The 12318-nt window shown below is 62.4% G+C and carries 10 protein-coding genes; 8 read left to right on the forward strand and 2 right to left on the reverse strand.

Annotated features, from left to right (window positions below; translation table 11 throughout):
* The 4 genes from AFERRID_RS03970 to murI are packed head-to-tail and all read left to right on the forward strand — an operon-like array spanning position 1 to position 5471.
* A complete protein-coding gene (locus tag AFERRID_RS03970) occupies positions 1-1707 on the forward strand; it encodes a glycoside hydrolase family 57 protein (protein ID WP_126604395.1) in 1707 nt (568 codons plus the stop codon).
* Entirely contained in the window at positions 1704-3722 is a 2019-nt protein-coding gene (locus AFERRID_RS03975; RefSeq protein ID WP_126604396.1) for an alpha-amylase/4-alpha-glucanotransferase domain-containing protein, read from the forward strand. The genes AFERRID_RS03970 and AFERRID_RS03975 overlap by 4 nt, the downstream gene beginning before the upstream one ends.
* Complete coding sequence (locus AFERRID_RS03980) at positions 3715-4662, forward strand: ROK family protein (RefSeq protein WP_126604397.1); 948 nt, start codon at positions 3715-3717, stop codon at positions 4660-4662. The genes AFERRID_RS03975 and AFERRID_RS03980 overlap by 8 nt, the downstream gene beginning before the upstream one ends.
* Entirely contained in the window at positions 4662-5471 is an 810-nt protein-coding gene (gene murI / locus AFERRID_RS03985; protein WP_113525916.1) for a glutamate racemase, read from the forward strand. Before AFERRID_RS03980 ends, murI begins: the two co-directional genes overlap by 1 nt.
* A 12-nt stretch (positions 5472-5483) precedes the next feature.
* On the opposite strand, the gene AFERRID_RS03990 is transcribed toward murI, so the two are convergent.
* Positions 5484-6776 (reverse strand): DUF445 domain-containing protein, encoded by a 1293-nt coding sequence (locus tag AFERRID_RS03990; RefSeq protein ID WP_126604398.1) that lies wholly within the window; start codon positions 6774-6776, stop codon positions 5484-5486.
* A 168-nt stretch (positions 6777-6944) separates the two neighbouring features.
* Here AFERRID_RS03990 and AFERRID_RS03995 point away from each other — a divergent pair, with 168 nt between their 5' ends.
* Positions 6945-7133 (forward strand): YqaE/Pmp3 family membrane protein, encoded by a 189-nt coding sequence (locus AFERRID_RS03995; RefSeq protein ID WP_009569363.1) that lies wholly within the window; start codon positions 6945-6947, stop codon positions 7131-7133.
* 143 nt (positions 7134-7276) lie between these two features.
* On the opposite strand, the gene AFERRID_RS04000 is transcribed toward AFERRID_RS03995, so the two are convergent.
* A complete protein-coding gene (locus tag AFERRID_RS04000) occupies positions 7277-7750 on the reverse strand; it encodes a single-stranded DNA-binding protein (RefSeq protein WP_113525914.1) in 474 nt (157 codons plus the stop codon).
* Between the two features lie 86 nt (positions 7751-7836).
* Between AFERRID_RS04000 and uvrA the strand changes: the two genes are divergently transcribed.
* The 3 genes from uvrA (at position 7837) to trxA (ending at position 12245) form a co-directional block, all read left to right on the forward strand.
* Positions 7837-10641: an excinuclease ABC subunit UvrA gene (uvrA, locus tag AFERRID_RS04005; protein WP_126604399.1), complete on the forward strand. Its 2805-nt coding sequence runs from the start codon at positions 7837-7839 to the stop codon at positions 10639-10641.
* Between the two features lie 65 nt (positions 10642-10706).
* Positions 10707-11321 (forward strand): hypothetical protein, encoded by a 615-nt coding sequence (locus AFERRID_RS04010; protein ID WP_232027749.1) that lies wholly within the window; start codon positions 10707-10709, stop codon positions 11319-11321.
* Between the two features lie 54 nt (positions 11322-11375).
* Positions 11376-12245, forward strand: coding sequence for a thioredoxin (gene trxA / locus AFERRID_RS04015; RefSeq protein WP_126604400.1), 870 nt, complete (start codon positions 11376-11378; stop codon positions 12243-12245).
* The last annotated feature ends 73 nt before the right edge of the window (positions 12246-12318 follow it).

Consider the following 12318-nt stretch of genomic DNA (forward strand, 5'->3'; position numbering starts at 1 on the left):
ATGCCCCCGGCGCGTGCGCTTCATGTCATTTTCTGCTGGCACATGCACCAGCCCGATTACCGCGATGCCGATGGCTTCTACGCCCTGCCGTGGACCTACCTGCATGCCTGCAAGGACTACGCGGATATGGTGGCACATTATGAGGAGAACCCCCTCGCCCGGGGAGTGTTCAACTTCGTGCCGATATTGATCGAGCAGTTGGAGGACTATACCGCGCAGTTCCGGAGTGGGCAGTTTCGCGATCCGCTACTGATTGCGCTAGCCACGGGAGACCTCAAGACACTGCCCAACGAACGGCGGCATTTCCTTCTGGAGCAATGTTTTCGCCTCGACCACGAGCACATGCTCACCCCCTTCCCGCCCTATCGTCGCCTATATGAGATTTACCAGCTCATGCTGGAGGACGTTAAGGAGATGGCGGATTATCTCTCGGTACAATACATCGCGGACCTTCTGGTCTGGTACCACCTGGCCTGGACCGGGGAAACCGTGCGCCGCGGCAGTCCCTTTCTCCAGTCACTGTTCGCCAAAGGCCATGCTTTCAGCCAGGAAGACCGCCGGCAACTGGTGGCGTTTCTCGGCGAACTCATCGCCGGCCTGATTCCCCGCTATCGCGCCTTGGCGGAAGCGGGGCGTATCGAAATTTCCACCACCCCCTACTACCACCCCATCGGCCCCCTGCTGCTCGACTTTGCGGCAGCGCACGAGGCGGTGGCGGACGCGCCGTTGCCGGACTGTCCGGTCTACCCCGGCGGCGCCGAGCGTGCCCGCTGGCACATCGACCGGGCGCAGCATAGCCATCCCCGGCATTTCGGGGTACCGGCGCAGGGTATGTGGCCAGCAGAAGGAGGGGTCTCCGCCGCCTTTGTCGAAATGATGGGCAGCGCCGGCGTGCGCTGGACGGCCTCCGGTGAAGGCATATTGGCCCACAGCCTGCTGCTCGGCAACGACGACAACGGTCCCCGCGGCCGGGCGGAATACCTGTACCGCCCCTACCGACTGCAGGGGCAGGGTCCTGTGATCTTCTTCCGTGACGATGCCCTCTCCGACATCATTGGCTTCGATTACAAAACCTGGTTCGGCCACGATGCGGTCACGGACTTCATCCACAAACTGGAGGCGATCTGGCGGCAGACGGAACATGAGGAAAACCCCGTTGTCAGCATCATTCTGGATGGCGAGAACGCCTGGGAATACTATCCCTACAATGGCTATTACTTTCTCTCCGAGCTTTATAAATCCCTGGCCAATCACCCCCACATCCAGATGTGCACCTTCAGCGACTTCGTCAGCCACCATGCCGACGGTATCCAGAGCATACCCCATCTGGCGGCGGGGAGCTGGGTCTACGGCAGCTTCAGCACCTGGATCGGCGAGGCTGCCAAAAACCGTGCATGGGATCTGCTCTGCGCCGCCAAACAGGATGTGGATCAGCATATCGGGCAATTTCCTGCGGAGCAGCAGGCTCTCATCCTCGAACAGCTCGGGCGCTGTGAGGGCTCCGACTGGTTCTGGTGGCTGGGTGATTACAATCCCTCGGACTCGGTCCGCGATTTCGATCATCTATACCGCCTCAACCTCCGCAAGCTCTACACCCTGATGCAAATCCCCGCCCCCGACAACCTCAGCGAGCCCATCAGCCACGGCGGCGGCGCGGCGGAGGCCGGTGGTACCATGCGCCGTACCCACACCAAGGACCCCGAATGATCCACAGCACCCCGCTCCTCTTGGGCGTCCATGCCCACCAGCCGGTCGGCAACTTCCCCCATGTCATCGACGATGCCGTGGTCCGCTGCTATCACCCGTTTTTAGAGACGATGCACCGCTTTCCCGACTTTCCCTTCGCCATCCACATCAGCGGCTGGCTGCTCTCCTATCTGCTGGACCGGCACCCCCGAACCATCGTCCTGCTACAGGAGATGGTCAGCCGTCAGCAGGCGGAACTGGTGGGGGCCGGCGATACGGAACCGGTGCTCGCCGCCATCCCCCACCTGGACCGCGTCGCGCAACTGGAGGCCATGGCCGGGCGTCTGGAGAAGCACTTCGGACAGCGGCCGGTCGGGGCATGGCTCACGGAACGGGTCTGGGACCCCAGCGTCGTGCCGGCACTCCACGAAGCCGGAGTAAAATATGTCATGGTGGACGACTACCACTTCCTCTGCGCCGGCGCAGCAAGAGAGCAACTCGGTGGTTTCCACCGCACCGAGGAGAACGGCCAATGTATCGATGTCTTTCCGATTTCCGAAGATCTGCGTTATCGCCTGCCCTTTTCCGAAGCGGCCACCACCGTTGCCCACATAGAGGGCATCTCTGAACAGCATCCGGACAGCGCCGGCATTTACTTCGACGATATCGAAAAGTTTGGTCTCTGGCCGGAAACCTATAGCTGGGTCTATGAGAAGGGCTGGCTGGAACAGTTTCTGCGCGGCGTCCTCGATTCATCCCATATCCAGCCCATGCACTACCGGGATTATCTCGCAGTAAACCGGCCTCGGGGTGTGATCTACCTGCCGACGGTGTCCTACAGCGAGATGAACGAATGGACGCTGGCTCCCAAGGCGGCCCGCTGCTATGCCGCCTTCCTGGAGCAGGAAAAAACGGCGGGCCGACTCGACAACCGCAAGGCATTCATCCGCGGAGGCATCTGGAAGAACTTTCTGACCCGTTATCCGGAGTCCAACTGGATGCATAAACGCATGCTGCAGCTATCTCGGCGCTTCCATGCCCTGCCTGGGCGCCAGCAGAGCAAAGCCCTGCGCGCAGACCTACACGAAGCCCAGGCCAATGATGCCTACTGGCATGGCCTGTTTGGCGGTATCTACCTCCCGCATCTGCGCCGCGCGGTGTTTAACGCCATCGTGCGCCTGGAGGCTGGGCTCGATCAGCTCCAGCCCCGTCCGGAACTGGAGCGCATGGATCTGGATATGGATGGCAGCGATGAACTGCTCTATCACAATCACGCCCTGCAGATCATCATCCGCCCCGAATCCGGCGCCGCCGTCACCGAGTGGGATTGCTACGGGTTGCAGCATAATCTGGGAGACACCCTTGCCCGCCGCGATGAAGCCTACTACGACAAGATCCGCAACGGCGCCGTCAGCCCGAAACACACTGGTGAAGGCATCACTTCCGCCCATGACCGTGTCGCCTTCAAGGCAGAAATCGGCCCGGACGATCTGACTCCGGATGCCTCTCCCTGCCACAGCTTTCAGGATTGGCTCGATGACGATGCCGTCAGCTACGGTGAGCACTCCCTGCAACAATCGCCCCATTTTTCCGGAGGGGTCGCCGATGCCTGGGCGGTCAGCAAACGTTACACCCTGACAGACAACCGCCTCACCGTAAATTATCGCGTCGAGTCGGCCCGCAAGGGCGCGGAATCTCATCGTTTCAGCACCCGGCTCTTTCTGGCGATGCCCAGTTGTGACGGCCCGGCGGGACAGTTCTTTGCCAACGGCCGTTCTCAGGGCGGCTTTGGCAGCCCCATCGAGGGCGAAGCGACGAGTGAAATCGTGCTGGAGGATGCAGTCATGGGCGGCAAAATCGTTCTGCGGTTCCATCCGCCCGTGCGCTGGCAAGGTGCGCCCCACCTGACGGTATCGCAGTCGGAGGCAGGATTCGAAAAAATCATGCAGGCCTTGCGCCTGGATCTGGAATGGCCTGTGCAGATGGGCAAGGCCCATGTCATAGAGGTACAGACGGAGGTTGTTCCCCATGGCTGAGGGCCTGACCATCGGCATCGATGTGGGCGGCACCAACCTGCGTTTCGGCGTCTTTCGCGGTAACGAACTGGTGGACTCCACCCGCAGTGAAGTGGATTTGCGCGAGAAGTGCCGCCAGGCGCCGGACCCGGAGGGCGCAGCAGCGCTGGTCACCACCCTCCTGACCGAAGGCATCGCCGACCTGCGTCGACATCATCCCGATATTGCGCGAGTCGGTATTGCTTTCCCGGGATTTATCAACGATGACGGCGTATTGCTGCAATCCCCCAACATTCCGCAACTGCTTCACTTCGATCTGCAAACCGCCATCGGCGCGTCCTGCCAACTCCCCGTCCTCGTCGAAAACGACGCCAACGCTGCGGGCTATGGTGAATTCTGGGAGGAGCGGCAGGAGCACCCGGAACTGCAAAATCTGCTCTACGTCGGCCTCGGCACGGGAGTCGGCGGCGGCTGGATTCATCAGAGCCGACCTTGGCGGGGGGACCACGGCAGCGCCATGGAAATCGGTCATATCATCGTGGTGCCCGGCGGGCGGCGCTGCGGTTGTGGCAATCAGGGCTGTCTGGAACAGTACGCCTCGGCGCGCGGGGTGCAATCCAGCTATGTGGAAATGACCGGCACAGCCCCGGACGCCATGGTCATTGCCCAGATGGCGGGCGATGGCCACAGTGAAGCCGCCAGCGCCTTTCGGATGGCTGGTGGCTATCTGGGACAGGTGCTAGCCCATATCCTCAAGGTAACCGATGTCGCGGTGGTGCGGATCGGCGGCGGCATGAGCGCCGCATGGGACCGCTTCGCCCCGGACATGCTGCAACGACTCGACGCGGATATGATTCCCGCGTTGCGCGGTAACGTCGAAGTGAAACGTGGCAATGACGACGACCTCGCCGGCATGCGCGGGGCCGCGCTGCTCGCCGATCAAGAGCTTCTCCACAACTGATGCGCATCGGCATATTCGACTCGGGTATCGGCGGTCTCAGCACGCTGCTCAGTTGCCTGCGCTACCTGCCTGACGCGCATTATCTTTTCTATGGCGACAGCGCCCACGCGCCCTACGGCGACAAAAGCCCTGCGCAGGTGCGGGAGTGGACGGAGGCAGCCTATGCCTGGTTCATCGCCGCTGGCGTGGACGCGGTGGTGCTCGCCTGCAATACCGCCACCAGCGCCGCCGTCGCACCGTTACGCGAGCGCGCCGACGTCCCCATCATCGGCATCGAACCCGCCATCAAGAAGGCGCTCGAAGATCACCCGCAGGGCGAAATATTACTCCTGGCCACCGCCGTTACCGTCAGCGGCGTCAAACTGCAAGAACTGTTGGGTCGTCTCGAAGGCGGCCCGGAGCGGGTCCGCCCCCTCGCCTGTTCCGGCCTCGCCGAAATTGTCGAAACACAGGATGCACAGTGGCGCGAACGCGCCAGCCGCTATCTGCAAGCGCAGGTCCGGCCAGCGCAACAACAGGATACACGGGCCGTTGTCCTGGGCTGTACCCATTACTGCTGGATCGACGACCTGATACGCGATGTTCTCGGCGGCGACATTGCGGTTGTCGATGGCAATGATGGGGTGGCCCGTCAACTGTGTCACCGCCTGGACATCCCCACCGAGACGGGTGTAATGCCCCCACTACCAGGCCATGCGCGGATATCCCTGCACTTCACCAGCGACAACGACGTAAAAAGCCACCTGGCTCGCCAACTTTTGGCCGCCAGCGGGGTGCGCATGGATTCGCAGCCCGATTCGCCCCTCTGACCCATAGGGAGGCTATATCAGCAACGGCACCACCAGAGCCAGGGCATGAATGGCAATACCGATCATTCCGCCCACCAGCGTCCCGTTGACGCGAATATACTGCAGATCCGTACCCACCCCTTCCTCCAGGAGGCGGACCATATCCTTATCCGGCCAGGCATGTATCGTCGCTTCGATATGCTGGGCCAGACCATCGCGCAGGGCAGGCGCCAAACGACGGGCGCTGTCCTCCAGGTAGCCATTGAGCGCATCCCGCAATGCCGGTTGCTCGCCCAGGAAAAGGCCCAGTTGCTGGGACAGACGCTGCACCTGCCTCTGTAACCGGGAATCCGGGCGCTGCAGGTCCGTTTCCAGCCAGGAGCGCAGATCGCCGAGTAGGCCATCCACATAGGCCTGCGCCGCCGGATGAGTGATCAGACCATGCTGCCAGCGCTGCACCCGCGCCTGGAAGGCGGCATCTGTCTGCAAGCGCAGAATGGCATCCTGCATCCATCGGTCAAAAGCCAGGCGGCGCGGATGCTCCGGGTCATCCGCGATTTCCTGCAACAACTGATGCGCCGCCTTCACCAAATTGCGGGCCAGATTCTCACTTAGCGTGGCCGGGTCCATGACGGCCCCCATCCACGCGAACAGGGTCGGATAGGCGCGCTCGAGCATCGCCCCGATCTGATCCGCCAGCAGGCTTTGGGTATCTTCACCATCCAGCCAGCGACGCAGGCGCTGAATGCCGTCGTCGAGCAGAGTCTGGTGGCGGTGGTCTTCGGTCAGCAGCGCCAGAATACTCCCCACCCAGCGCGCACCGTCCATGCCCTGCAGTTGCCGCCCCAACGCAGCACGCAGGGCGGTGCGCAATTCGCGGTCGTCACTGAGGGCCAACCCTTGTTGGAACAAGACCGTCATCTGCCGGGCCAGCAGCGCGCTGTTTCCGGCATCACTCAGCCACTGCGCCAGCCAGGTGGCCGGATCGGCGCGTCGCAACAGGCGCACAATGGCCTCGGCCTCCAGAAAGTGATCGCGGATGAACTCCGCCAGTCGGCGTGCCAGACGCGCCTTGTTCCGCGGCAGGATCGCCGTGTGCGGAATGGGCAATCCCAGGGGATGCCGAAAGAGTGCGACCACCGCAAACCAGTCCGCCAAGGCGCCCACCATGGCCGCCTCCGCAAAGGCCCCCACCCAGGCCCAGGGTCCGGCAAAGTCATGTGCTGCCGCCACCAGAAACAGCGCCAGCGCCCCCAGCAACAAACCCAGCGCCCAGCGGCGCAGCAAACGTAGTCTTCGAGTCCGATCTGGTTTAGCGGCGGTCACGACAGCTCCTGTAGGTAAGGGCGGGCACGGGCGCATCCCCGGGATGTCTGGCCTGGAGTTTAGCAGAAGGCAGCGCATGCCCGGTAAAAGCGCGGCAAGGGCTTGAAGCGCGGACAGCGCCGGTCGTAGTATGGGCAGGCGACAAGAGAAGTCCTACGAGGGGAGCACATGCGTCTGTTTTTAGCTATTTTTCTGCCATTTCTGGTATTTTTCACCATTGGCCGCCCGATTGCGGGGATTATTTGCCTGATTTTGCAGATCACGCTGATCGGCTGGGTGCCCGCGGCCATCTGGGCGGTGTATGCGCTGAGTCAGTACAAGACGGACAAGAAAATTGAAAGGGCGTTGGGGAGGTAAGATCCTGAGAAGACTCATAAGCCGCACACGTAGTCGTCAGGAATTCATTCGGCATCTTTCTCTGACAAGAGGACCACTCAGACGGCGAAGCCCGCAACTCGGCGGGCTTGGCGTCCATCGCAACACCCTACTCCAGGTAAACTCTAGAACGGAATATCATCATCAAAATCCTCCGCTGGCGCGGGCGGCATCTCATTCTTCCTCGCGCCCCCGGCACTGCTGCTGCCGCCACTCGGCCGGGACGGATCTTCCTCATCGAAGCTGGCCGCACCGCCGCCACCGCCCCCACGCGCGCCCACCAGTTGCAGACGGTCTCCCACGATCTCCGTGGTGTAACGCTCCTGCCCTTCCTTGTCGGTCCACTTGCGCGTCTGCAAGCGGCCTTCCACATAGGCCATGCTGCCCTTGCGCAGATATTCGCCGGCGATTTCCGCGGTGCGTCCGAAGAGCACGACGCGATGCCATTCGGTGCGCTCCTGCTTGTTGCCTTCCTTGTCCTTGAAGGTCTCGGAAGTCGCGATGCTGAAGTTCGCAATGGCGCCGCCACTGGGCTGATAACGCATCTCCGGGTCCCGTCCCAGATGCCCCAACAATATGACCTTGTTCACTCCCGCCATCGTCTGATCTCCTTATGGTCAAGGGGACGGGTGTCCCCGAAAGCTTTATACTAACCCATTGTCCTAAAAAAGAGCATGTCGGCTGCATGGAACACATCCACATCCGGGGCGCCCGCACCCACAACCTCAAGAACATTTCCCTTACCTTACCGCGCGACCGCCTCATCGTCATCACCGGGCTGTCCGGATCGGGCAAGTCGTCGCTGGCCTTCGACACCCTCTACGCCGAGGGTCAGCGCCGCTATGTGGAAAGCCTCTCGGCCTATGCCCGCCAGTTTCTCTCCCTCATGGGCAAGCCCGATGTGGATGCGATTGAGGGGCTCTCCCCGGCCATCGCCATAGAGCAGAAATCCACCTCCCATAACCCTCGCTCCACCGTCGGCACCGTCACCGAGATTCACGACTATCTGCGCCTGCTCTACGCCCGTGCGGGTACCCCCTGGTGCTGCGGCGCGCCCATTCAGAGTCAGACCATCAGCCAGATGGTCGATCAGCTTCTGGCCCTGCCCGAAGGCGAAAAGCTCATGATCCTGGCGCCGGTGCTGCGTGATCGCAAAGGCAGCCACGAGGACATCATCGGCAGCCTGCGTGCCCGTGGTCTGATCCGCGCCCGGGTGGATGGTCAACTCCTCGAACTGGACGAAATCCCCGCGCTGGACAAGAAGCGCAAGCATCGCATCGAGGCCGTCATCGACCGGCTGGTGCTGCGCGACGATAGCGGGCCGCGCCTGGCCGAATCGCTGGAAACCGCCCTCAGCCTCGCTGAAGATCAGGCCATCGTCGTTCTCATGGGGCCACAGCATGTGGAAGAGCGACTATTTTCCGCCCACCATGCCTGCCCCAGTTGCGGACGCTCCTTTCCGCCTTTGGAGCCGCGCCTGTTCTCTTTCAACAATCCCGCCGGGGCCTGTCCGCGCTGCGACGGTCTGGGCGAAATCACCTTTTTCGATCCCGACCTCATCGTCCCCAATCCGGAACTGAGCCTGCGTGATGGGGCTATCGCCGCCTGGACCAAGCGCCATCAGGAGCACTACGCGCCCCTGCTCACGGCGCTGGCCGAGCACTTTCATTTTTCCCTGGACACCGCCTGGCAGGACCTGCCTTTCGACATCCGCGACCATATCCTTCACGGCAGTGCCGAACGCATCACCGTCCAGCAAGGGGCACGCAGCCACAGGCTGAGCTTCGAGGGCGTCATCGGCGGGCTGGAACGCCGCCTGCGGGAAACCCAGTCCAACCTCATCCGCGAAGAAATCATGCGCTATATGGGCCGTCTGCGTTGCCCCGCCTGTAATGGCAGCCGCCTGCGCGAAGAGGCGCGCATGGTCAGGGTTGGCCCGCTGGCCATTCAGGAAGCCTCTGCCCTCTCCATCCGTGACGCCCTACAACACTTCACCCATCTGCAACTGGAAGGGCAGGAAGCCCTCATCGCCGAGCGCATCCTCAAGGAAATCGGCAGCCGTCTGACGTTTCTGGTGGATGTCGGCCTCGACTACCTCAGCCTCGACCGCTCCGCCGAAACGCTCTCCGGTGGTGAAGCGCAGCGCATCCGTCTCGCCTCGCAGATCGGAGCCGGGCTGGTGGGCGTGATGTACGTCCTCGACGAACCCTCCATTGGCCTGCACCAGCGCGACAATGACCGGCTCCTCGGCACCCTCAAGCATCTGCGCGATCTCGGCAATACCGTCATCGTCGTCGAACACGATGAAGACGCTATCCGCGCCGCCGATTATGTGGTGGACATGGGTCCCGGCGCCGGCACCCACGGCGGCGAAGTCATCGCCCAAGGTACACCGGAAGAAATCTGCACCAATCCCAACTCCCTCACCGGCCGCTATCTGACCGGCGATCTGTGCATCGCCGTCCCCGGACGGCGTCGCACCAATATCAGCCAGCGCTGGCTGGAAGTGCAGGGCGCCACCGGCAACAATCTCCAGTCGGTGGACGTGCGCATTCCCATCGGCCTCTTCACCTGTATCACCGGGGTCAGCGGTTCCGGTAAATCGACCCTCATCAACGACACCCTCTACCCCGCCTGCGCCCGCGTGCTCATGGGCAGCAGCCAGAGTCCTGCGCCCCACAGGCAGATACGCGGCCTGGAAGAACTGGACAAGGTCATCGCCATCGACCAGAGCCCCATCGGCCGCACCCCGCGCAGCAACCCGGCCACCTACACAGGCCTCTTCACCCCGATCCGCGAATTGTTCGCCGCGACCAGCGAAGCCCGTACCCGCGGCTACAATCCCGGCCGTTTCAGCTTCAACGTCAAGGGCGGGCGCTGTGAAGCCTGCGAGGGCGACGGCGTCATTCGGGTGGAAATGCACTTTCTGCCGGATATTTATGTACCCTGCGACGTCTGCGGCGGCAAGCGCTACAAGCGCGAGACCCTGGATGTGCATTACAAGGGCAAAAGCATCCACGACGTCCTGGAGATGACCGTGGAGGAGGCGCGGGCCTTTTTTGACCCCGTCCCCGCCATCGCCCGCAAATTGCAGACCCTGCTGGATGTGGGACTTGGTTACCTGCGTCTGGGCCAGTCGGCCACCACCCTCTCCGGCGGCGAAGCGCAGCGCGTCAAGCTCTCCCGGGAACTCTCCCGTCGCGACACCGGACGGACCCTCTACATCCTTGACGAACCCACCACCGGCCTGCACTTTCATGACATCGCCCTGCTCCTGGAGGTACTGCAGAAGCTGGCCGATGCGGGCAACACCATCGTCGTTATCGAACACAATCTGGACGTCATCAAGACGGCAGACTGGGTCATCGATCTCGGCCCCGAAGGCGGCTCGGGCGGCGGCCAGATCATCGCCACCGGCACACCGGACGAAGTGGCGCACAATCCCCTGTCCCACACCGGGCATTATCTGGCGCGACATCTCGATCGTTGAGCTTTTTTGCACACCCGCAGCCAATATCGCAAAATAACCGGCAACCATTGACTGGAGTTCACCGCATGCCCGTCCTCCCCGAACGCCGAGAGCAGATCCGCAGCGCCCACGCGGCGCTCATCCTGCAAGTCGTCGCCGCCTGCCAGAATGTCCATCTCCGGGCGCCGCTGGAAGAAAGCCTGCGCGTAGCGGCCGCCAACGGCTGGGGAGATCTGGTCACCGTCATCCGCCACATACTGGCCGGGCAGCGGGAGCCAGGCCTGCTCCAAGGGCTGGACGAAGAAGACGGCACCATCATCGAATCCATTCTCATGGGCTTGCAAAATCCCGAAACCTTGCCCAAGGCAAGTGATCAGGCCGACCCCACACTTGCCGCCCCTGGCCTCGCCAGCGTCATCCTCGCCACCCGCCGCGGTGAGCCGGAAGCCTTGGCGTGGCTGGGCCGTATGGCCACCCAAATGCAGCGGGCCGGTGGTGACATGGCACGCATGGGCGCGGCCCTTGGCCCCCTTTCCCGGGCCAGTACGATCGCCGCAAACTGGAACGCGGCATGGGCCCCCTCGGGCGTAGCCTGCTCCAGGCCGTGCTGGACGCCTTGGCTAAAGCGGAACAGCAATAACCGCCCTGGAAGCCGGCCGCGCCTTGAAAATGCCCGGTTTCGACCATACCTGAAACGGTAAAGGAAGGCGGTACGGTCCTATCCTCTTCTTCACCTCTTCTTCTCAGGAGTTTGCATGGCCGTCAGTGAACACGTTCTCGAAGTGAATCTCGATAATTTTCAGGAAGCCGTCGTAGGGCTGTCCCGGAAGGTGCTGGTACTGGTCGACTTCTGGGCGCCCTGGTGCGCGCCCTGCCGCGCTCTGGGTCCGGTCCTCGAAAAACTGGCGGAGGAGATGGGCGGCGCCTTCGTGCTCGCCAAGGTCAACTCTGACGAGAACGCCGACCTGTCGCGCCAGTATCAGGTGCGTGGCATCCCCGCCGTCAAGGCCTTCAAGGATGGCAAAGTCGTCGACGAATTCACCGGGGCGCTGCCCGAATCCGCCGTGCGTCGCTTCATCGAAAAAAACCTGCCGTTGCCAGGTGACAACCTGCGTGTGCAGGCGCTCGACGCCATCGCCAAGGGCAAGGCGGCGGAGGCCGAAGCATTGCTGGAACAGGCCATCAGCATCCACCCTGGGAACGATCCTGCGCGCCTGGCGCTGGCGCACCTGGCCATCCAGCAGGGCCGCCATGCCGACGCCCAGGCCCAGATCGACGCCATGTCCCCTACCTTCCAGATGGAAACCGAAGTCGAAGGACTGAAAGCCCTGCTGGAATTCACCGAGGTCGCCCGCAGTGCGCCGTCCATGACCGCACTGGAGGCCACCATCGCCAGCGAAAAGGGCGATCTCCGTGCGCAGGCCATGTATCAGCGGTCCTTGCTCCTTCTCTTGCAAGGGCAGGAAGAAGCAGCCCTGGACCAGCTCATCGAGATGGTGGAACGCCACAAAAACTACCAGGACGGTCTGGCCCGCAAAACCGTACTGAAGATATTCGCTTTGCAGGGTAACCGAGGGCCTCTGGTGGAACGCTACCGGTCCCGTCTGTCCCGCGCTTTGCACTGAGGGCGTTGCTAGCCATATCGTCTCTCATTGAGGTTTTATATGTTATGTTGTGATGGCTGGCCGGAACCACGGC

This window comes from Acidithiobacillus ferridurans, from assembly GCF_003966655.1.
Taxonomy (GTDB): Bacteria; Pseudomonadota; Gammaproteobacteria; order Acidithiobacillales; family Acidithiobacillaceae; genus Acidithiobacillus; species Acidithiobacillus ferridurans.